General features: G+C 58.8%; 15 protein-coding genes and 1 pseudogene. 10 read left to right on the plus strand and 6 right to left on the minus strand.

Annotated features, from left to right (window positions below):
* Positions 1 to 403 precede the first annotated feature (403 nt).
* The 4 genes from katG to ACYZTR_RS12410 all read right to left on the minus strand — a co-directional run bounded on the left by katG (position 404) and on the right by ACYZTR_RS12410 (position 7,015).
* The gene (katG, locus tag ACYZTR_RS12395) at positions 404 to 2,659 is read right to left on the minus strand and encodes a catalase/peroxidase HPI (protein WP_461979156.1); all 2,256 of its coding nucleotides are present in this window, start codon (positions 2,657 to 2,659) and stop codon (positions 404 to 406) included.
* Between the two features lie 377 nt (positions 2,660 to 3,036).
* Positions 3,037 to 5,073, minus strand: a complete 2,037-nt coding sequence (locus tag ACYZTR_RS12400) for an LTA synthase family protein (protein ID WP_461979158.1) — start codon at positions 5,071 to 5,073, stop codon at positions 3,037 to 3,039.
* Between the two features lie 32 nt (positions 5,074 to 5,105).
* Positions 5,106 to 5,720 carry a hypothetical protein gene (locus tag ACYZTR_RS12405; RefSeq protein WP_461979160.1) on the minus strand — a complete coding sequence of 205 codons (615 nt, stop codon included), beginning with the start codon at positions 5,718 to 5,720 and terminating at the stop codon, positions 5,106 to 5,108.
* A complete protein-coding gene (locus ACYZTR_RS12410; RefSeq protein WP_461979162.1) occupies positions 5,717 to 7,015 on the minus strand; it encodes a sialidase family protein in 1,299 nt (432 codons plus the stop codon). The genes ACYZTR_RS12405 and ACYZTR_RS12410 overlap by 4 nt, the downstream gene beginning before the upstream one ends.
* Positions 7,016 to 7,342: 327 nt before the next feature.
* On the opposite strand from ACYZTR_RS12410, the pseudogene ACYZTR_RS12415 reads away from it, so the two are divergent.
* The 3 genes and pseudogenes from ACYZTR_RS12415 to ACYZTR_RS12425 all read left to right on the plus strand — a co-directional run.
* Positions 7,343 to 7,584 (plus strand): annotated as a pseudogene (locus ACYZTR_RS12415) (GNAT family protein); the annotation flags it as partial.
* A 127-nt stretch (positions 7,585 to 7,711) separates the two neighbouring features.
* On the plus strand, positions 7,712 to 8,932 hold the full coding sequence (locus ACYZTR_RS12420; protein ID WP_461979164.1) for a helix-turn-helix domain-containing protein: 1,221 nt from the start codon (positions 7,712 to 7,714) through the stop codon (positions 8,930 to 8,932).
* Positions 8,933 to 8,967: 35 nt separating this feature from the next.
* Positions 8,968 to 9,597: a Vgb family protein gene (locus ACYZTR_RS12425; protein WP_461979166.1), complete on the plus strand. Its 630-nt coding sequence runs from the start codon at positions 8,968 to 8,970 to the stop codon at positions 9,595 to 9,597.
* Between the two features lie 16 nt (positions 9,598 to 9,613).
* Here ACYZTR_RS12425 and ACYZTR_RS12430 read toward each other — a convergent pair whose 3' ends face one another.
* Together ACYZTR_RS12430 and ACYZTR_RS12435 are read right to left on the minus strand one after the other, a co-directional pair.
* Positions 9,614 to 10,474 (minus strand): CAP domain-containing protein, encoded by an 861-nt coding sequence (locus tag ACYZTR_RS12430; protein WP_461979167.1) that lies wholly within the window; start codon positions 10,472 to 10,474, stop codon positions 9,614 to 9,616.
* Positions 10,475 to 10,576: 102 nt separating this feature from the next.
* Positions 10,577 to 11,467, minus strand: a complete 891-nt coding sequence (locus ACYZTR_RS12435; protein ID WP_461979169.1) for a DMT family transporter — start codon at positions 11,465 to 11,467, stop codon at positions 10,577 to 10,579.
* An 83-nt stretch (positions 11,468 to 11,550) separates the two neighbouring features.
* Between ACYZTR_RS12435 and ACYZTR_RS12440 the strand changes: the two genes are divergently transcribed.
* The 7 genes from ACYZTR_RS12440 (at position 11,551) to ACYZTR_RS12470 (ending at position 21,073) form a co-directional block, all read left to right on the plus strand.
* Positions 11,551 to 12,882 carry an aminotransferase-like domain-containing protein gene (locus ACYZTR_RS12440; RefSeq protein WP_461979690.1) on the plus strand — a complete coding sequence of 444 codons (1,332 nt, stop codon included), beginning with the start codon at positions 11,551 to 11,553 and terminating at the stop codon, positions 12,880 to 12,882.
* 458 nt (positions 12,883 to 13,340) lie between these two features.
* Positions 13,341 to 15,458 carry a transcriptional regulator NosR gene (gene nosR, locus ACYZTR_RS12445; RefSeq protein ID WP_461979692.1) on the plus strand — a complete coding sequence of 706 codons (2,118 nt, stop codon included), beginning with the start codon at positions 13,341 to 13,343 and terminating at the stop codon, positions 15,456 to 15,458.
* Positions 15,459 to 15,531: 73 nt separating this feature from the next.
* The gene (nosZ, locus tag ACYZTR_RS12450) at positions 15,532 to 17,451 is read left to right on the plus strand and encodes a TAT-dependent nitrous-oxide reductase (RefSeq protein WP_461979171.1); all 1,920 of its coding nucleotides are present in this window, start codon (positions 15,532 to 15,534) and stop codon (positions 17,449 to 17,451) included.
* A 38-nt stretch (positions 17,452 to 17,489) separates the two neighbouring features.
* The gene (locus ACYZTR_RS12455; protein ID WP_461979173.1) at positions 17,490 to 18,788 is read left to right on the plus strand and encodes a nitrous oxide reductase family maturation protein NosD; all 1,299 of its coding nucleotides are present in this window, start codon (positions 17,490 to 17,492) and stop codon (positions 18,786 to 18,788) included.
* Entirely contained in the window at positions 18,785 to 19,708 is a 924-nt protein-coding gene (locus ACYZTR_RS12460; protein WP_461979175.1) for an ABC transporter ATP-binding protein, read from the plus strand. Before ACYZTR_RS12455 ends, ACYZTR_RS12460 begins: the two co-directional genes overlap by 4 nt.
* The gene (locus tag ACYZTR_RS12465) at positions 19,705 to 20,535 is read left to right on the plus strand and encodes an ABC transporter permease (protein WP_461979177.1); all 831 of its coding nucleotides are present in this window, start codon (positions 19,705 to 19,707) and stop codon (positions 20,533 to 20,535) included. Before ACYZTR_RS12460 ends, ACYZTR_RS12465 begins: the two co-directional genes overlap by 4 nt.
* Positions 20,536 to 20,560: 25 nt before the next feature.
* Entirely contained in the window at positions 20,561 to 21,073 is a 513-nt protein-coding gene (locus ACYZTR_RS12470) for a nitrous oxide reductase accessory protein NosL (protein WP_461979179.1), read from the plus strand.
* Positions 21,074 to 21,119: the final 46 nt, after the last annotated feature.

The following is a 21,119-nucleotide window of genomic DNA, read 5'->3' on the forward strand; positions in this document are numbered from 1 at the left end:
GCCTATTGCGTTCCTGAGCCCGGATGATAACCGCTGCCAGCGAGGAGTCGATTGGTGGCGCGTGGCCATATTGTTTTTAAGATCAAAAGAACGCAGGCTTCGCCAGCGCCTACATGTTCGGGGCTGATCCGTATTTCCCTTCGCTATCTGCATCTGTAACGCACGCAGCCGCCAGCTCACAATGACCGCACGCTCCACAGTCGCGGCATCCGCTGCACTGCACACTTATACCGTAGGAGGCCCAATGGGCAAGATGGCAATTTTCCTGGGTGGATTTCTGGTGTTGACCATTTTGATCGGTGCCCTTTCCACGATTTCTCCCGTTTAATCACTACCTTCAATCAGCAAAAAGCACAACGCCTCCACACTGGGAGGCGTTGCAGTTTCAGCACTACCGCTCGCGTTACTTAAGATCGAAGCGATCCAGGTTCATCACCTTGGTCCAGGCAGCCACGAAGTCTTTAACAAACTTTTCCTTCGCATCTGCGGTTGCATAGACTTCAGCCAACGCTCGCAACTGCGCATGTGAGCCGAAGACGAGATCGAGACGGGTGGCTGTCCACTTCACTTCGCCGGTTTTGCGATCGCGCCCTTCAAACTCCTCGTTAGCCTCCGAGACCGGTTTCCATTCCACGCCCATATCCAGCAGGTTCTTGAAGAAGTCGTTGGTCAACGCCTCCGGCTGCTGCGTGAACATACCGTGTTTGGTTTGTCCGACGTTGGTGTTCAGCACGCGCATACCGCCAATAAGCGCGGTCATTTCTGGCGCGGTGAGTGTCAGCAGTTGCGCCTTGTCGATCAACAGCTGCTCGGCCGATACGCGGTATCTGCTTTTGAGATAGTTACGGAAACCATCGGCGATGGGTTCGAGGAAGCCGAAAGACTCCACATCCGTCTGTTCCTGGGAGGCGTCCATCCGCCCCGGTGTGAATGCAACCGTGACGCTGTGACCAGCGTTTTTCGCCGCCTGTTCGACGCCAGCGCAACCGGCCAGCACGATCAGGTCTGCCAGCGAGATCTTCTTGCCGCTGTTGTTGAACTCGCTCTGAATACTCTCGAGTTTCGCCAGCACGTTCGCCAGTTGCTCAGGCTGGTTGGCTTGCCAGAATTTCTGCGGAGCCAGACGCAGACGCGCACCGTTGGCGCCGCCGCGTTTGTCGGAGCCACGAAAGGTCGAGGCCGCCGCCCAGGCAGTTGATACAAGCTGCGAGATTGTCAGGCCCGAGGCCAGGAGTTTGCTCTTGAGTGCGGCGACGTCACTGTCGTTGACCAGGGCATGGTTTACCGCTGGAATCGGGTCTTGCCACAGCAGTTCTTCGCTTGGCATTTCCGGGCCGAGGTAGCGGGAGAGGGGGCCCATGTCGCGGTGGATCAGCTTGAACCAGGCGCGGGCGAACGCGTCGGCCAATTGGTCCGGATTTTCCAGGAAGCGCCGCGAAATCGGTTCATAGATTGGGTCGAATCGCAGCGCCAGGTCGGTGGTCAGCATGGTCGGATTACGACGCTTGGACGGGTCGTGAGCATCCGGAATGATGCCGGCACCGGCGCCGTTTTTTGCGATCCACTGGTTCGCACCGGCCGGGCTTTTGCTCAGTTCCCATTCGAAGCCGAAGAGGTTCTCCAGATAGTTGTTGCTCCACCGGGTGGGCGTTGTGGTCCAGGTGACTTCCAGGCCGCTGGTGATGGTGTCCGGCCCTTTGCCCGTGCCGAAGCTGTTCTTCCAGCCAAAGCCTTGCGCTTCGAGGCCGGCGGCTTCGGGCTCGGCGCCGACGTTGTCGGCAGGTCCAGCGCCGTGGGTCTTGCCGAAGGCGTGGCCGCCGGCAATCAGTGCCACGGTTTCTTCGTCATTCATGGCCATGCGGCCGAAGGTCTCGCGGATGTCCTTCCCGGCAGCGACGGGATCCGGGTTGCCTTCCGGTCCTTCAGGGTTCACGTAAATCAGGCCCATCTGCACGGCCGCGAGCGGGTTCTCCAGGTTGCGCCCCTGTTCGGTACGGCTCTCCTCATTTTCCCCCGGCTCGGCAACGAGTGGGCCTTCGCCGGGTTCTTGCATGGGCTCATTTTCTTTCCCATAGCGCGTGTCGCCGCCCAGCCATTTGTTTTCAGAGCCCCAGTAAACGTCTTCATCCGGTTCCCAGACGTCCGGACGACCACCGGAATAGCCAAAGGTCTTGAAACCCATGGACTCCAGCGCGACGTTGCCGGTGAGGACGATCAGGTCAGCCCAGGAGATGTTGCGGCCATATTTTTGCTTGATCGGCCAGAGCAGCCGGCGCGCCTTGTCGAGGCTGACGTTGTCTGGCCAACTGTTGAGCGGCGCAAAGCGCTGCTGGCCGGAACCGGCGCCACCACGGCCATCGCCGGTGCGGTAGGTACCGGCGGAGTGCCAGGCCATGCGAATGAAGAGCGGCCCGTAGTGACCGAAGTCCGCCGGCCACCAGTCTTGCGAATCGGTCATCAACGCCGTCAGGTCTCTTTTGACCGCTTCAAAGTCCAGGGTTTTGAAAGCTTCGGTGTAGTTGAAATCCTCGTCCATGGGGTCGGACAGGGACGAGTGCTGGTGCAGGATCTTCAGATTCAGTTGGTTCGGCCACCAATCGCGGTTCGTCGTGCCACCGCCAGCGGCGTGATTGAACGGGCATTTCGATTCATTTGCCATGTGTGAGCTACCTTTGGTCGTGTTCATCCGGCTATCCGGCCCAGCGTGGGCGTTTAAATAGCAACGAGCGAAACCAATGACACAGGCTGCAGGGCCAGCAGTTTGATCAACTGATTGTTTTGATCACGGGAATTCTGAACAGTGGCAATCGAGTTGCCTGCACGGTGGCCTACGGCAGGTTTAGTCAGGTTTCTGACCCATTCCTATCTCCTTATCAGCTCTTGACCGGCCGGCTAGGGTGCCAGCACTCGAGTAAGGTTAGACCCCGGTTGGGAAGTCAGCTAATAGGTGGAGTATTGGGTCGCGATAGGCAGAGTCTTTTACCGGCATTCAGCGGTGGGCCCGCGTCTATTTGCAGCATAGACGCGGGGAAGCCGTTACTTTCGCACGTTCTGGTACAGCATCAACCTTGAGGTTTCATGCATGGCGCGAGTCAACTGTGACAGGCGTTTGAACTCTTCCGGATTTTTCTCGGCGACGTTGTCCAGTGGCGTCGGTGAGGCCAGGTCATGGAGACTTGGCGAGCTGCCGTCGTGCTCCATCTGCACCATGTAGTGTTGAGTCACGCCGGCAATCAGCGGGAATGTGCCTTCACGTAATACCAGTGGCACCACACGCTCACCCTCGGGCGCTGGCTGCTGGATATCACGGCCCATGCCGCTGTTGCGAAACTCAAGACCGGCCATGCCCGCCACGGTGGGCAGCAAGTCCACCAGGCCGACCGCTTCTTTGACCTTGCGCGTCCCGAGCAAGCCCGGCGCGTGGATGATCATCGGCACCGCGTTGCTTTCCAGGCCTAGTTGCTCGTAGGCGGGTGCCAGGAAAGGGATCTGGGCGATTCGGGTGTTATGGTCGCCAAACAACACGAAAATGGTGTTTTCGTAGTAGCCGCCTGCTTTGGCTATTTCCATCAAGCGTCCGATGTTGAAGTCCAGCAAACGCACGGCGTTGTACTGCTCGACACTGCGCGATCCTGCGGCCTGGACTTCCGCCAGGGTAGGGTGCTTGACTTCGAATCCATCGTTGCTCTTGGGAATCGTGAAGGGACGGTGATTGCCCGCCGTCTGTACATACGCAAAGAACGGTTTGTCCTTGGGCAGCGCTTGCAAGATCTGGTCGGTTTCCTTGAACAGATCCAGGTCTGAAATCCCCCAGACATCCACCACCGGGGATTTCCAGTCCCGCTCTTCAAACAAGCGAACGCCGTCGATGCTTTGCCGAATCAAGGCATTCATGTTGGCCCAACCGGAGTTGCCGCCGATGGTGTAGATCTTCTCGTAATCGGTGAAGGCGTTGATCAGTGTGTTTTGCTTGGTGATCAGCGGATTACGCGTCGCGGTTTCCTGGCGGGTGACGTCAGGCACCCCGCTAATGCTCGCCCAGACGGTTTTTGCGGTCCCCGTCACCGGCACATAAAAGTGCTCGAAGAACCAGCTCTGAGTGGCCAGGCGATCAATATTGGGCGTCGGATTGATCGGGTTGCCATAAGCCCCGACGGCGCTGGTGCCCAGCGATTCAAGCATGACGAACATTACGTTCGGCGGCCGGGAACCCGGTACTTTGTAAGGTTGTGGCGCCTGTTGACGTACGAAATCAAGGGTTTGCGGGTCGGGCTTGTCCACCCCCAGGTAGTTGGCCATCACCGGGTAGTGTTCGCGCACCTGCGCTTCGTCATAGCGCGACTGGCCGACTTTGACCGTGTCGTAGAGGAACAACACCGGGTTCAGGCCCAACGCGGCCACCTGGTTATTGCCCGAGAAGAACGCATCGCTCCAGCGTAACGGGACCGGATTTTCAAGGTTCATGTTTTCGACACGACCTAAAATGCCCAGCAGCACCAACACCACCATCAGCGCGCCGCCCCATGTCGCAGAGAGCGGGTGAATGGCTTTGCGCGGGCGGTCCAGCGTTACGCGTTCCAGACGCACCAAGGCCAGTATCGCCAGCGTGACCGTTACCAGCCAACCCAGTGAAATCCAGATAACCGGGTAAGTTTGCCAGACCATGTCACGGGATATTTGCGCATCCTCGATGAAGCGCAGCACGGTGGCGTTGATTCGCACGCCCAGGTAGGCGTAATGGCCGAAGTCGATGATGTAAATCAGCAGCAGGACGCTCAGGGCTGCAACCAGATAAACGCGTGCGATCCGGCGAAGCAGATGGCTGCCGACCAGATTCCAACGAGGAATCCAGGCGAGCAACGCCAACGGCAACACGACCAGGATGGCCAGGCGTAGATCAAAGCGAAAGCCGATGCCGAGGGTTTCCACGACAGCATTTTGGTCGATCAGGGCGCTGGCGTCGAAACCGGAAAAGCCGAAGAAAAACACGACCCTGAGCAGTGCAAACAGCGTAAACGTAATCGCCGTCGCGCCCAACCAGTAATGCAAACGTCTCGATTGCAGCCAACCCATCCATGTTCCCCTGTTATTAAAGTCGTTGAATCTCAAACGGATTTGGGCATGTCGCCCACGGCACCGCGCCGATTGCGTACCCTGCGAAACGTCCAGCGCATGGCAAGCATCAGCAGTGCCACGCAGCAATACAGACCCAGCAGCGGATCAATCAGGTAATCCCAATAGTTTTGCGAAGGTTTCACCCCGGCGATGAACGCCAGGGTCGCGCTGGCCAGCATTACGACGGCCAGGCCATTGCGCAGGTAAAACAGACCCAGTGTGAGCACTGCGAGGAAAATCAACATGGGGCGCGGGCTGTAGCCAAACCGATAGGGGTCCAGATCACTCATGCCCAGGGTTGCCGGGTACAGCACCAGGGCCATTGCGGCGAAGAGGATCAATACGCTGGTTTTACCCCGCGCAGGTGGCAGGACGTCCAGCCGACGCAAGCAGCCCCACGCCATGAACACCAGGGTGGTGATCGCCAGGTCATCAATGTAGCTACGCAAGTAGGCGGCCAACGACAACCCGTCCAGCGGTATGAAACTGGCGGCCAACAACGCGGCCAACAGGGCGATCCGCCAGGTCCTGGCCAGGCCGAAAGCAGGCAGCACCAGGAAAAGGATCATTGCGAAGCTGGCATGGGCTTGCCACAGGCTGATCATTTGAGACGCTCGTTGAGCCACGCATCGTTAAAGGTGACGTGCTTGATGAAGGTGTTGTTCCAGGAATAAACCAAGTGATACATACCGTCGGGACTGCGGATGAAGTACGGGTATTCATATTCGAATTCACACCCTTGGCTTTTACAGACACGGTTGTCGAGGTTGTCCAGGAACTGCGCCTCCAGCGGTTGACGCAGAGCGCCACTGGAACCGCGGAACTCTCTGCCGATGATTTCCTTGTAGGCCTCGGGTGAAAACGGCGCGCCCGCTGGATCGGGTGACTTATCGAGGTCGCGCAACGAGCGCCAATCGTCCATTTTTGCATCGGTCCCGTAAAGACTCAGCTTGAAGCGCCCCTCCTGCAGGTCGTTGAGCGCCACCAGCAACCCGTGTTCGGGCGTCGCGACGGCCGCCAGCGAGGAATTCGGATTTGAGGGATCGAGCGGATAAGGCTCACTCCAGGTTTGTCCGGCGTCTTCGGTGCGGGTCGCCAGAACACGGTGGTGGGTGTTGCCGGCATAGCGCAGCAAGGCGATGCCGCGCTGCCCGTCCAGCGGAACCACCGTGGGTTGCAATGAGTTCTTGCCGTGGCTGATGCGGAATTTGTCGATCACATCGCCGTCTGCGCCCAGGTAGAGGTACTCGGCAAACTTGCCCAGAAATTCGTGGTAGACCGGTAAACCGATGGAGCCGTCGGCATGAAACACCGGTGCCGACCGGACCAGGGTGCTGATGTTCAGAAAGGGTGAAGTGATCAGCTGGCGCGGCGCGGACCAATGCACACCGAAGTCGTCTGAAACCATCACATTGACCGCGCTACCGGCCCAGCCACCCATGGACACAGACACGTAGAACAACCACAGGCGATTATCCGGCGCGAGGGCAACCACAGGGTTGCCCAGTTTGCGAATGTATTTTCGAGTGCCCTGTTGGGTCGAATTCCGAGTCGCCAATACCTGTTCAGCCCCCCATTCGCCGGTTTTCGAGTCGAAACGGGCGGAGCGCACCTGCACATCGGCCGCGCCTTCGCGCGAGCCAGCGAACCAGACCGTCATCAGGCTACCGTCGGGCAACGCGGTGACCGCCGAGGAATGCACGAAGTCAACCAGCCCTGAGGAGGCGAAACGGCTGGTATAAATGGGCTTGGCCACTTGGCCGGCCACTGCCATCACGGGACTTATCAGGGCAAAGGAAGAGTGCGTATTGGCAGGGTTGACGAACCACGCGGCTGCAAACAGGCAAGAAAGTGCAAGGTATGCACCGAAGGCAGGAAGGCTGGGAAATTTGATGCGCATAATTAAGACTTTGGCATCTCATGGGCCTGATCAGGCGCTCAAATTAACACTCGATAGTACAAGATCGGATTTTATGAATTTTTGTTTTGTAAGAAATTGTTTGTAGTGCGCTGCCATGTCGATCAGCAACACTCAATTGACAGGCTGAAACTGGCGGATTAGAGGGATGCCGATTCGAGCCAGCGGAATTGACGGGCCCGTCTCGCCGTTGGTCGTAATAGCCTGACATGAACTGTGACGAGACTGAAAAGGAAGCTGATTTCACGCTTCTCTCCATCATCCGCAAAAAGTAATCTGCCACACCGACCCTTGGAGTGGATCCAAACCATGCACCTGACCCACCGCCCCGTCAGCGCTGAAGATATTCCGACACTTTGCGCCTTTCCTCTCAAAATCCCCAAGAGCTGTTCTTTATGTTCCCGAAGGCGCAATACCCGCTGACGGAAGATCAACTGCAGGCATCGATTGCTCAACGTTCTGACTCAACGGTGGTTGAGAGCGACGATTCTGTTATGGGCTTTGCGAACTTTTATACGTTTGATCGCGATGGCGTCTGCGCGATCGGCAATAAAGCTTGCCCCGTCGTGCTGCGAAACGAGAGTTGCGAGCGCTTCTGGAAAAGCCTGGTGGAGGATCGTGAATTAGACTCAACACCGAACATCCGACGGTGGGAGTGACAACTGTGGCGGGATTCATATGGATTCTCTGATTACAGCCGCAGCACAGGCGCTGGCAGCGGGTGATCCGCTTGGCGCGCTGAACCGGGTCGCGTTGCGCGACGATGCGCCAGCGCTGGCGTTGCGCGGTATTGCGATGGCGCAACTCGGCGATCTGGTGCGGGCCAAGGCGCTGGTGCAGGAAGCAGCGCGGGCCTTCGGTCCGAAGGAGGCCTTGGCTCGGGCGCGGTGTGTGGTCGCTGAAGCCGAGATCGCCTTGGCCTCCCGGGAATTGGGCTGGCCGGTGAAGGTACTCGACTCGGCGCGGGTGACGCTTGAGGCGCACGGTGATCGAGTGAACGCCGCTCATGCGCGGTACCTGCAGATTCGGCGTTTGCTGCTGATCGGGCATCTCGATGAGGCCGACGTGCTGCTCGCCCAGCTTGACCCCGCACCCTTACCGCCGGCATTGCGCGCCGCCCACGAACTGGTCGTGGCGGGGATCGCGATGCGGCGAATCGAGACGCAGAAGGCGCGATCAGCACTCACCAGGGCCGAACACGCCGCACGCGATGCCGGTATTCCTGCGCTGACGGCGGAGGTGGAAAACGCTGTCCTTGCCCTGAACACGCCTGTCGCACGGCTGATTGCCCGTGGCGAAGAACGGCCTCTGTTGCTGGATGAGGTTGAAGCGCTGCTCGGCTCAACGTCGCTGGTCGTGGACGCGTGTCGCTACGTCGTGCGTGGCGCCGGCATGTCGATTTCCCTCGCCACACGCCCGGTCTTGTTCGCTCTCGCACGGGCACTGGCCGAAGCCTGGCCGGCTGACGTGTCGAGGGAAACGCTGATTGCCCAGGCCTTTCGTTTGAAGCTCGCCGATGAGTCCCTGCGCGTACGTTTGAGAGTCGAAGTCGGGCGACTGCGTGCGGCGCTTAAACCCTGGGCCGGCGTCACCGCCACTAAACGTGGTTTTGCGCTGGTGTCGCTGAGTGCCTGCGACGTTGTGGTGCTGGCGCAACCCGTCGAAGAGAAACACGCGGGGGTGTTCGCCTTCCTCGTCGACGGTGAATCGTGGTCGAGCTCGGCGCTGGCACTGGCCCTTGGCGTCAGCCAGCGGACGGTGCAACGGGCACTCGACGAGCTGGCCTGCGCGGGCAAGGTGCAGTCGTTCGGTCGCGGCCGGGCGCGTCGCTGGATGACCCCACCGGTGCCGGGTTTCGCGACGACCTTGTTACTCCCGGTGCCACTGCCGGGTGACTAGGATGAACGCCACCCACCCGTGATGAGGAAACCAACATGAAACAGTCAGAAGCTCAAATCCTTCGTGAATATGGACCCTTTGCCGGTGTCGACACGGTGCATGGCGTCACCTGGAACGGTCGGCACGTCTGGTTTGCAACCGGCGACACACTCAACGCCCTGGACCCAACGAGTGGCAAAACACTGCGCTCAATCGACGTCGCCGCCCATGCCGGCACCGCCTTCGACGGCCAGCACCTGTTCCAGATCGCCGAGGATCGCATCCAGAAAATTGACCCACAGACTGGCCGCGTACTCGCGACTATCCCGGCGCCTGGCGGCAGTGACTCAGGGCTGACGTGGGCGGAAGGGACGTTGTGGGTCGGTGAGTATCAGGATCGCAAGATTCATCAGATCGATCCCGAGACCGGCGCGATTCTTCGCACTATCGAATCCAACCGCTTCGTCACCGGGGTGACCTGGGTCGATGGGCAACTGTGGCATGGCACGTGGGAAGGCGATGAGAGTGAGTTACGCCATGTTGATGCGAAGACCGGCGAGGTGCTGGAGAGCGTGAAGCTGCCGGCCGGCGTTGGGGTGTCGGGGCTTGAATCGGACGGTGGCGATCAGTTTTTCTGCGGCGGCGGTGGCAGTGGAAAGGTGAGGGCGGTGCGGCGCCCCAAATAAGGCGCCGCTCAATCACTCAAGGCGCCCCAAACAACATCGTCCAGTAAACCCCCTCATCGCTGCGTGCGTCCGCTGCATAGGCCGCACCCATCTGGGTAAACATCGGGTTCATCAAGTTGGCGCAATGCCCTGGACTGGCCAGCCAACCCGACATTGCCTTGCCGGGTGAACCCTGACCAGCAGCGATGTTCTCGCCGATCTGCCGGCCACGGAAACCAGCAGCTCGCGCTCGGTCCGCGGGCATCTCACCGTCGGGGTCTTGGTGTGCAAAGTAGTTGCCGTAGGCCATCGCTTTGCTGTGCCCTTGCGCCGCAGCGCCCAAGGCTGCGTTCCAGGCCAATGGCCGTGCGGCGGCGAAGCGTTGACGACCGCAGAGGCGTGGCGTTGAACGTGCCGCATTGACCTGTGCCAGCAACGCCTTGCTGACCGCTCGCGTATCGCCCACCTGATTGTCGAGCACCGGCCGCGCCAGCACGATCTGCCACTCGCTCCGGGCGCGACTGACGCCAATGTCGGCGAACTGGGTATCGAGCAACGCCGCGCAGTGATCGCTCTGAAGCATGTCGAAGGCCTCATCGGCATCCCGCGCACCGACCACACGTAGGGTGCGCACCGTCACCGCCTGATAGCCGGACGCTTTCAATCTATCGCGCAATCCGCCGCCATAGCCGATCGGCAAGGCCAGGTTCGACTTCAACGCCAGCGGCGATAACGCTCGACCCGCGCGCCCCGAGCAGCGATCGGGGTGAGCGCGGTAATCGTTGATGGCTTCCACCAGTTGCCTTTCGGCACCGGCGTGGGCGGGGTTGGCGAACAGGGAAAACAGAGGAATGAAACAGAGCGAGGCAACGCGAAAGGACAGGAGGGTTTGGCGCATGGATGGACAGCTCTGAGCGGGCAAGTGGATTTCACGGCTCGGCTATGACTGGCGCTTCAACACAAGGTTCACTAACGCAAGAGACCTATTTGTCGCGCCCGTTCACTTCGAAAACTTTCGCGCCCCGGCAACGCAAAGGATCACCGCGACGGTAACCCCCAGCATGCCAATGCTGACCTGCTCGTGAAGCAGCGTGGCCGCCAGCGCCAAGCCAAAAAACGGCTGTAGCAGCTGAAGCTGGCCGACGGCAGCAATCCCCCCTTGGGCAAGCCCGCGGTACCAGAAGACGAAACCGATCAGCATGCTGAAGATCGATACGTAAGCCAGGCTAATCCACGCGGGTGTCGTAATTCCCGAGAACGAAGCAGGCGCCATGAACCCGGTCAGCGGAATCATGACGGGCAGCGACAGCACCAAGGCCCAAGAGATCACCTGCCAGCCACCCAGTGTTCTGGAAAGCTTCGCACCTTCGGCATAACCCAGCCCGCAGGCGAGAATGGCCAGCAGCATGAGAATGTCGCCTGTCGCAGAAGCGGTCAGGCCTTGAGAGACCGCAAACCCTACGACCAACGCGCTTCCCAGGACCGAGAAGAACCAGAACACCGGCCGTGGACGCTCCCCTGCGCGCAATACGCCGAACACCGCCGTGGCGAGCGGCAACAGGCCAACGAAGACGATGGAATGCGCCGACGTCACGTACTGAAGCGCCAGCGCCGTCAGCAGCGGAAACCCGACTACAACGCCCATCGCCACGATCACCAGGGGCAGAAGTTGACGCTTGGCGGGACGATTTTCTTTAAACAGCACAAGCATGCAAAGCGCCAGAACCCCGGCAATCGACGCTCGGGCAACCGTCAGGAAAACCGGGTCGAATTCCAGCACGGCCAACCGTGTGGCCGGCAGCGAGCCGCTGAAAATCAGCACGCCGATGAACCCGTTGAGCCATCCGCTCGCGGTCTTTTCCGTCGTTGAGTTTTGCAGGGTCCGTTCCATTTCAGGGCACTCTCAATTTGCAGATATCCATCGTATGATCGACGGTCACTACAATCAAAAAATTGTCATGGATACATCTCGGCATGCCTCGCTCACGGTACAAGTCATTAGTGGATGCTTTTGCGGCTGACATCCGGTCCGGACGATTGTTGCCGGGTACGCGATTGCCGACGCATCGTCAGCTCGCAGCGACAGAAGGGCTGGCGCTGGTGACCGCCTCTCGGGTCTATGCAGAGCTTGAGGCCATGGGCCTGGTCAGTGGCGAGACGGGGCGAGGCACGTTCGTGCGGGAAACTTCGTTGCCGCCTGGCTTGGGTATCGACCAGAAAAACGTGGCAGTCGGAATGACCGACCTCAACTTCAACTACCCCTCGCTGCCAGGGCAGGCGGAACTCTTGCGCAATGCGCTACGCCAGCTCGCATCGGCCGGTGATCTGGAGTCCCTGTTGCGCTACCAGCCACACGCCGGGCGTGCGCATGAGCGCGCCTCTGTGGCGCGCCATTTGCTCGCCCGAGGGCTGACGGTGGATGCCGAGCAGGTGTTAGTGGTCAGTGGTGCCCAGCATGGGCTGGCCGTGACAATGATGGCGCTGCTGCAACCCGGTGATGTGATTGCGGCGGATGCGCTGACCTATTCAGGATTCATCGTGCTGGCCGAAGCCTTGCACCTTGAAATCGTGCCCATTCCCGTGACCGAGCATGGGCCTGATCTGGAGGCGCTGGACAGCCTGTGCCTTCGTCGCCGCGTGCGGGCGGTGTACTCAATGCCGACGCTGCACAATCCGCTGGGATGGGTGATGAGTGCGGATCAGCGTGAGTCGCTGGTGACGATTGCGCGCAGGCATGACTTGCTCATCATCGAGGATGCCGCTTATGCCTTCCTTGCTGAGGACCCGCCTGCACCGTTAGCGCAACTCGCTCCTGAAAGGACCGTTTACGTTTCAGGGCTCTCCAAAAGTGTGGCCACCGGATTGCGCGTAGGTTTCGTCGCCGCCCCGGCTGAAAAAGTGCCTGCGTTGGAGCGAACGATCAGGGCAACCACCTGGAATACCCCAGGCGTACTGACGGCGATCGCGAGCACGTGGCTTGACGATGGCACGGTCATGCAACTGGAAGCTGAAAAACGCCGGGATGCGCAGGCCAGACAAGCCATGGCCCGTGAAGTGTTGGCAGGACTTCCGTGCGTAAGTCACCCTTCGTCCTATTTTCTTTGGCTGCCCTTGTCTGAAGATGCAAGAGCTGACCAGATCGCCATGGCGCTGATGCGTGAAAATGTGGCGGTTTCAACCGCTGAGCCTTTCGCCACTTCTGCTCATGTACCCCATGCGATCCGCTTGGCGCTGGGCTCAGCAGAGAGGGGGGCGCTGCGCGAAGCGCTTGAAAAAGTTAAATGGGTAATTGGAGCTTATTCATAGCCGGAAGAAGGTCGCTTTTGAATCATTGCAGGCGTTCGGCCTATATTCACTGTAAGCACTAATCAGTGGGCGATCGTTTTTAGATCTCTATGTTGTTGAAGAGGCGGATTAATATCGCCGTAGACTCTTCTGAAGTTGTCAGAAATAATACGGATCGAGCGGATGGGTGATTGTTTTTGTGCAAGACATTGCTGCGTCTCTATTAAATTTATATTGAACTATTTGAGATGTCTTATATTGAAGTTTTTCGCGGACGAGTGATGGAATATGGTTGCTATGTTGGTGACGAAGGAGGAGTGTTGAAAAAATAAACTCCAATAAAAGAGGCGTCGGAGCGTCAACATTCCCTGCTGTCATCCAGTAGAGATCAACAGCTCGGCGAACCCATGAATAGTCCTGCGTGTTCAAATTCCAGTGTCCTGCGCCCATTCAAATATGGGCAAATACTTCTGTTAGTCATGTTGTTTTGTGGTTGCTTTGGATTACAAGCGAAGGAATACGGCGGACTGGAGCAGCAGCGGATAGAAAAAATCTTTCCCGGCAGCGATAACCTTTCCGAGCCTACGGGCGAGTTCAAGGTTCGCACCATCAGCACCGGAAAAACGCTGCTCGGTTATGTGTTCCAGAGTCAGGACGTGGTGGATATTCCGGCCTATTCGGGCAAGCCGATTAACATGCAGGTCATCCTCGATACCCAGGGTGTCATCCAGGATGCCTACGTGCTGGAACACCATGAGCCGATTCTGCTGATCGGCATTCCCGTGGAAAAGCTTCATGCCTTCGATGCCAAATACAAAGGGATCAAGGCCGACCGAAGGGTGGTCGTCGGTCACTCCAGTGATCCAGAAACGGTGACAGTCGATGGGATCGCCGGAGCGACGGTCACCGTCATGGTGGTCAATGAGATCATCATGCACGCTGCGCATAAGGTGGCCGTATCGCTGAAGCTGATTGAGGACAAGGGTGGCGCAACACAGAAGCCCGCCACCGTGCGACAGGACTTTTACGAACCCGCCACCTGGGAGCAACTGACCGGCAATGGCGCCATCCGCCGGTTGAATCTGACCCGCGGCCAGGTCGACGCCGCCTTCAAAGGTACGGAGGCCGAGGGTCTCGACAATGCCGCTGCCGACCAAGTTGATGACACCTTTATCGAGCTCTACACCGCCGATTTGAACCCGCCAGCCATCGGTCGCAACGTGCTGGGTGACAATCAGTACCGTTTCCTTATGCAGGATCTCAAACCCGGCGAGCAGGCCATCGCAGTACTGGGGCGTGGCCTGTATTCCTATAAAGGTTCGGGGTATGTGCGCGGTGGGATTTTCGATCGGGTGCAATTGCGCCAGTTCGGCAACGTCATCAGCTTTCGCGACATGGACCATCAACGGCTCTCCGACGTGTTTGCCAAGGGCATGCCGGAATTCACTGAAATGTCGATTTTCATTGTGCGCGAACCCGCCCGGTTTGACCCGGGATCGCCTTGGTCCCTGGAGCTGCTGGTGCGTCGCCAGACCGGTGCGGTCAACGGCGTGTTCAGTAGCTTCGAGCTGTCTTATCAACTGCCCGAGCAATACCTCTTGCGTCCACCGCCCAGTGCCGAAGAACTGGCCGCCATCGAGGTTGCCAACAGACCGACATGGGTCAATATCTGGTACCAGAAAGCGTTTCAGATCGGGATCCTTTGCACGGCCCTTGCTGTGTTGACGGTGATTTTGTTCCTGCAGGACACTTTCACCAAATACCCGCGCTTCCTCCACTGGCTGCGTCGCGTCTATTTGGTCTTTACCGTGGTGTTTATCGGCTGGTATGCCCTGGGACAGATTTCGGTGGTCAATGTCCTGACCTTCGCCCATGCCCTGTTTGAGAACTTCCGCTGGGAACTGTTTCTGACGGACCCGATTGTTTTCATCATCTGGACATTCACTGCCGCCAGCATTCTGCTCTGGGGCCGGGGCGTGTTCTGTGGCTGGTTGTGCCCCTTCGGCGCCTTGCAGGAGCTGATCAACGAAGCCTCGCGCAAACTCAAGATTCCACAATTTGAATTGCCCTTCGCGTTGCATGAACGGTTGTGGGCCGTGAAGTACATCATTCTGCTGGTGTTATTCGGCATCTCCCTGGAGTCGATGACCACCGCCGAGCAATTTGCCGAGGTAGAACCGTTCAAGACCGCTATCACCCTCAAATTCGATCGCCAGTGGTGGTTCGTGGCCTACGCGGTGGCGCTGTTGGTCATCAACATCTTTACGCGCAAAGTCTTTTGCCGCTACGTCTGCCCGTTGGGCGCCGCGCTGGCTATCCCCAGCAAGCTGCGTCTGTTCGACTGGCTCAAGCGCCGCAAGGAATGCGGCACGCCCTGCCAGCTGTGCGCCAAGGAATGCGAGATCCAGGCGATCCACCCGGATGGCCACATCAACGGCAACGAGTGCCACTACTGCCTCGATTGCCAGATGACCTACCACAACGAAAACAAATGCCCGCCACTGGTGCTCAAGAACAAGCGAAAGACGCGGGACAAGCCTGCACCCGTGCCAGAGCACGCCGAGTTAATTCCGGTGGTGCAAGTGTTTGAGCCCTGACCCCTTGCGGCGAGCGAGGGAACAAGAATCGATTAACCGAGCTTACTTATAGCTGCCCGATGGAGCAAAACCCATGAGCGATAAAAAGTCGAAAAACGATGATGAACCAGTGATTGGCGCAGGCCTTAACCGCCGCGGTTTTCTTGGCGTCTCAGCCCTGACGGGTGTCGCGCTGGCGGGTGGCACGGCGTTGGGTAGCGCGGTATTCACTCGTGAGTCCTGGGCCGCGGCGGCGAAGGACGCGCAGTCGAAAATTCAAGTGGGGCCGGGCGAGCTGGACCAGTACTACGGTTTCTGGAGCGGCGGTCATCAGGGTGAAGTGCGGATCATGGGCGTTCCATCCATGCGTGAGTTGTTGCGCATCCCGGTGTTCAACGTCGATTCCGCCACCGGCTGGGGCCTGACCAACGAAAGCAAACGGGTCATGGGCGACAGCGCCCACTTCCAGAATGGCGACTGCCACCACCCGCATTTGTCCATGACCGACGGCAAGTACGACGGCAAGTACCTGTTCATCAATGACAAGGCCAACAGCCGCGTTGCGCGTATCCGTCTGGATATCATGAAGTGCGACAAGATGCTCACCGTGCCCAATGTTCAGGCCGTTCACGGGCTGCGTCTGCAAAAAGTGCCGCACACCCAGTACGTGTTCGCCAATGCCGAATTCGTCATTCCGCACCCCAATGACGGCAGCACCTTCGACCTGCAGGACAAAAACAGCTACACCCTGTTCAACGCCATTGATGCCGAGAAGATGGAGATGGCCTTCCAGGTCATCGTCGACGGTAACCTCGATAACACCGACGCCGACTACACCGGCAAGTACGCAGCTTCGACCTGCTACAACGCGGAGAAGGCCTACGACCTGGGCGGCATGATGCGCAATGAGCGCGACTGGGTGGTGGTGTTCAACATCCAGCGCATCGAAGCGGCGATCAAGGCCGGCAAGTTCATCACGTTGGGTGACGCCAAGTCACCGGTTGTCGATGGTCGCAAAAGCGAGGGCAAGGACAGTGAGTTCACGCGCTATATCCCCGTGCCGAAGAACCCTCACGGGATCAATATGACGCCCGATGGCAAGTACTTCATTGCCGCTGGCAAACTCTCACCGACCTGCACGATCATCGCCACCGCCAAGCTCGATGATCTGTTCGACGACAAATTCAAGGACCCGCGTGACGTGGTGGTCGGCGAGCCTGAACTGGGACTCGGGCCGCTCCACACCACCTACGATGGCCGCGGTAACGCCTACACCACCTTGTTCATCGACAGTCAGGTGGTGAAGTGGAACGTCGATGAAGCCGTTCGCGCCTACACCGGCGAGAAGGTCAACTACATCAAGCAGAAACTTGATGTGCAGTATCAGCCGGGCCACAACCATGCTTCGCTGACCGAAACCCGTGAGGCTGACGGCCAGTGGCTGGTGGTGCTCAGCAAGTTTTCCAAGGACCGTTTCCTGTCGACCGGTCCGCTGCACCCGGAGAACGACCAGTTGTTCGATATTTCCGGTGAGGAAATGAAACTGGTGCACGACGGCCCGGCCTTTGCCGAACCTCACGATTGCGTCATGGCCCGTCGTGACCAGATTCGGACCAAAAAGATCTGGGACCGCGACGATCCGTTTTTCGCCGAGACCGTGGCGATCGCCGCCAAAGACGGGATCAAGCTGGAGACCGACAACAAGGTCATCCACGACGGCAAGAAAGTGCGCGTCTATATGACCTCAATGGCCCCGGTCTACGGTGTCACGGAGTTTACTGTCAAGCAGGGTGATGAGGTCACCGTGACCATCACCAACATCGATAAGGTGGAGGACGTGAGCCACGGGTTCGTCATGACTAACCACGGCGTGAGCATGGAAATCAGCCCGCAGCAGACGTCCTCAATCACCTTTGTCGCCGACAAACCGGGGTTGCACTGGTATTACTGCAGCTGGTTCTGTCATGCGTTGCACATGGAAATGGTCGGCCGAATGCTCGTCGAGAAGGCTTGAGCGGCTGGGCGTATCAGGGCCGCGAAAAGGTGAACGCAGTGTTCAGACCCCTGGCAAATGACTCACTACACGGCACGGCACTTTTGGTATTGGTGTTTCTATCGGCATTCGCCCAGGCGTCGCCACGGCCCATCACCGAGCTGCCCCTGCAACCCGATGGCGATCACCACTGGAAGCTGCCGGCCGGAGAGTACCAAGGGCAGTTCAGTGTCGATCAGCCGATGCAGATCGATTGCGAGAAAGGTGCGGTCATCAATGCGCAGGGGCAGGGCAACGCTCTGTTCATCAGCGCCCCCGACGTGCGGATCGAGGGCTGCACATTGCTCGACTGGGGGCGGGACATGACGGCCATGAACGCAGCGATTTTCATCGGTCCCAAAGCCCAGGGGGCGGTGATACGCGACAACCGCATGAAAGGGCCAGGCTTTGGCATCTGGGTGGACAGCACCCACGACGTCAGCCTGATTGACAATGACATCGAAGGCGACCCGAGCATTCGCTCCCAGGATCGCGGCAATGGGATTCATCTGTTTGCCGTGCACGGTGCTCAGGTGATCGGTAATCACGTGCGACAGACCCGCGACGGGATCTACATCGACACCTCGAACGGCAACTTGCTGCAGGGCAATACCCTGGAAGACCTGCGCTACGGCGTGCATTACATGTACGCCAACGACAACCAGTTGCTCGGCAACATCACCCGCCGTACACGCACCGGCTATGCCTTGATGCAGAGCCGCAAGCTGACGGTGATTGGCAACCGTTCCGAGCAGGACGAGAGCTATGGCATCCTGATGAACTACATCACCTATTCCGAGCTTCGCGACAATTTCGTCAGCGACGTGCGCAGCGGTTCCGCCGATGGCGGTATGGTCAGCGGTGCCGAGGGTAAGGCGCTGTTCATCTACAACTCGCTGTTCAATGTCATTGAACACAATCACTTCGAGCGCAGCGCCGTGGGTATTCACCTTACCGCTGGTTCCGAGGACAACCGGATCGCCGACAACGCCTTCGTCGACAATCAGCAGCAAGTCAAATATGTCGCCACCCGCTTGCAGGAATGGTCAGCCGAGGGGCGGGGCAATTACTGGAGCGATTACTTGGGCTGGGATCGCAATAACGATGCGGTGGGCGACGTGATTTACGAACCCAACGACAACGTCGACCGTCTGCTGTGGCTGTATCCACAGGTCCGTCTGTTGATGAATAGCCCGAGCATTCAATTACTGCGTTGGGTGCAGAGCAGTTTCCCCGTGACGAAATCGCCGGGGGTCAAAGACAGTTACCCGTTGATGAACCTTCCGACGATGCCTCAGACACAGCGGCCGACCTTATGAACGCCGTCGAGATCGAAGGGGTAAGCCAGCGTTACGGCAGCATGACCGTGTTGCACGATCTGACCCTGAGTCTGGGAGAAGGCGAGGTGTTGGGACTGTTTGGCCACAATGGTGCGGGCAAGACCACGGTGATGAAACTGATCCTTGGCCTGCTCAAGGCCAGCGCTGGTCAGGTGCGCGTACTCGGTTGCCGACCCGCACAAGCCGACGTGCGTCGACAACTCGGTTACCTGCCGGAAAACGTGACGTTTTACCCACAACTCAGTGGCCGCGAAACCCTGCGGTACTTCGCCCGACTCAAGGGAGCCGCACTGACGCAAGTCGACCAATTGCTCGACCAGGTCGGGCTTATGGGCGCTGCGGACCGTCGGGTGAAAACCTATTCCAAGGGCATGCGCCAGCGTCTGGGCCTGGCTCAGGCGGTGCTCGGCGAGCCGCGTCTGCTGCTGTTGGACGAACCCACTGTCGGGCTGGACCCGATCGCTACCCAGGATCTTTACCAGTTGATCGACCGTCTGCGCCAACAGGGCGCGAGTATCATCCTTTGCTCCCATGTGCTGGCAGGCGTCGAAGCGCATATCAACCGTGCGGCAATCCTGGCCAATGGCTGCTTACAGGCGATCGGGAGTCTGTCCAAACTGCGTGAAGAGGCCGACTTGCCGGCGCGGATCCGTGCCAGTGGTCTTCGCCGACGCGAGCAGTGGCTGCAGCGCTGGAACGCCGCCGGGCACACCGCCACGGCCATGGGCGGCAACGGGGTCGAGGTGATGGCCGTCAATGGCCACAAAGTTGATCTGCTACGCCAGTTGTTCCACGAGGATCAACCGCAGGATATCGAGATACTGCAACCGTCCCTCGAAGACCTCTACGGCTATTACATGAGTCGTGCGACCACCGGCACAGAAGGTACTTATCCATGATGCAAATCTGGAATATCGCCGGTAAGGAATTCAGTGACGGGCTGCGCAATCGCTGGCTGCTGGCAATCAGCCTGTTGTTCGCCATGCTGGCGGTGGGTATCGCCTGGCTCGGCGCGGCGGCGTCCGGGCAAGTGGGCTTCACTTCCATTCCGGCAACCATCGCCAGCCTGGCCAGCCTGGCGACGTTTCTGATGCCGCTGATTGCGTTGCTGCTGGCCTACGATGCCATCGTTGGCGAGGACGAGGGAGGCACGCTGATGCTATTGCTGACCTATCCGCTGGGCCGCGGACAAATCCTGCTGGGCAAGTTTGTCGGTCACGGTCTGATCCTGGCCCTGGCCACACTGATCGGGTTTGGCTGTGCCGCCGCGGCCATTGCCTTGCTGGTCGATGATGTCGATGTGGGAATGCTGCTCTGGGCGTTCGGCCGCTTCATGGTGTCTTCCACGCTGCTGGGCTGGGTGTTCCTGGCCCTGGCCTACGTGCTGAGCAGCAAGGCCAGCGAAAAATCCAGCGCAGCCGGTATGGCCTTGGGCGTGTGGTTTCTCTTCGTGCTGGTATTCGATCTGGCGCTGCTGGCGTTGCTTGTGCTCAGTAAAGGCACGTTCAACCCGGATCTATTGCCGTGGTTGCTGCTGCTCAACCCGACCGACATTTATCGCTTGATCAACCTCTCCGGTTTCGAAGGCAGCGGTAATGCCGTCGGCCTTATGGCATTGAGCAGCGATTTACCGGTGCCGGCTTCGTTGCTATGGCTCTGTCTGCTGCTCTGGGTAGGGGTTTCGCTGCTGTTGGCTTATTGGGTGTTTCGCCGTCGGCTGACTTGATTTTTTTACGCTCGGGACAATTGATATGAACACTCTGTATCTGGCCGGGGCCCGTGTCCTGGTCGTCATCATTACTTGTTTGGGGTTAGCGGCGTGCAACGATCGCGCAGAGGAAAAGCCAACCCTTGGTCCCGTGGCCTTCCATCAAAGTGACGAATGTCATGTCTGCGGGATGGTCATCGCCGACTTTCCGGGCCCCAAAGGTCAGGTCGTGGAAAAAGGCACGGTCAAGAAATTCTGCTCCACCGCGGAAATGCTCGGATGGTGGCTTCAGCCAGAGAATCACCGCACCGATGCGAAGTTGTATGTGCACGACATGGGGAAAAGTGCCTGGGAGAAACCCGACGACCATTATCTGATTGACGCAACCAAAGCCTACTATGTCGTCGGCACTCGGCTTAAAGGTTCCATGGGTGTTGTTCTGGCGTCATTTTCCGAGGAGGCCACCGCACGCAAATTGGCCAGTGAGCAGGGCGGCAGGGTGTTGCGTTTTGAGGAAATCGATCTGACGCTTTTACAGCAAACCCAAACGATGTAGCCGAGCGACCCATTTCGCAGAAGAGAGCGGGCTCGCTTCTGCGGTG

The sequence above is a fragment of the Pseudomonas sp. Hz4 genome (assembly GCF_054898165.1).

Excerpts from the sequence above, each read along its gene's own strand:
- katG (WP_461979156.1), bottom strand. The coding sequence starts at position 2,659 with ATGGCAAATGAATCGAAATGCCCGTTCAATCACGCCGCTGGCGGTGGC.
- ACYZTR_RS12400 (WP_461979158.1), bottom strand. The coding sequence starts at position 5,073 with ATGGGTTGGCTGCAATCGAGACGTTTGCATTACTGGTTGGGCGCGACG.
- ACYZTR_RS12405 (WP_461979160.1), bottom strand. The coding sequence starts at position 5,720 with ATGATCAGCCTGTGGCAAGCCCATGCCAGCTTCGCAATGATCCTTTTC.
- ACYZTR_RS12410 (WP_461979162.1), bottom strand. The coding sequence starts at position 7,015 with ATGCGCATCAAATTTCCCAGCCTTCCTGCCTTCGGTGCATACCTTGCA.
- ACYZTR_RS12420 (WP_461979164.1), top strand. The coding sequence starts at position 7,712 with ATGGATTCTCTGATTACAGCCGCAGCACAGGCGCTGGCAGCGGGTGAT.
- ACYZTR_RS12425 (WP_461979166.1), top strand. The coding sequence starts at position 8,968 with ATGAAACAGTCAGAAGCTCAAATCCTTCGTGAATATGGACCCTTTGCC.
- ACYZTR_RS12430 (WP_461979167.1), bottom strand. The coding sequence starts at position 10,474 with ATGCGCCAAACCCTCCTGTCCTTTCGCGTTGCCTCGCTCTGTTTCATT.
- ACYZTR_RS12435 (WP_461979169.1), bottom strand. The coding sequence starts at position 11,467 with ATGGAACGGACCCTGCAAAACTCAACGACGGAAAAGACCGCGAGCGGA.
- ACYZTR_RS12440 (WP_461979690.1), top strand. The coding sequence starts at position 11,551 with ATGCCTCGCTCACGGTACAAGTCATTAGTGGATGCTTTTGCGGCTGAC.
- nosR (WP_461979692.1), top strand. The coding sequence starts at position 13,341 with ATGTTGTTTTGTGGTTGCTTTGGATTACAAGCGAAGGAATACGGCGGA.
- nosZ (WP_461979171.1), top strand. The coding sequence starts at position 15,532 with ATGAGCGATAAAAAGTCGAAAAACGATGATGAACCAGTGATTGGCGCA.
- ACYZTR_RS12460 (WP_461979175.1), top strand. The coding sequence starts at position 18,785 with ATGAACGCCGTCGAGATCGAAGGGGTAAGCCAGCGTTACGGCAGCATG.
- ACYZTR_RS12465 (WP_461979177.1), top strand. The coding sequence starts at position 19,705 with ATGATGCAAATCTGGAATATCGCCGGTAAGGAATTCAGTGACGGGCTG.
- ACYZTR_RS12470 (WP_461979179.1), top strand. The coding sequence starts at position 20,561 with ATGAACACTCTGTATCTGGCCGGGGCCCGTGTCCTGGTCGTCATCATT.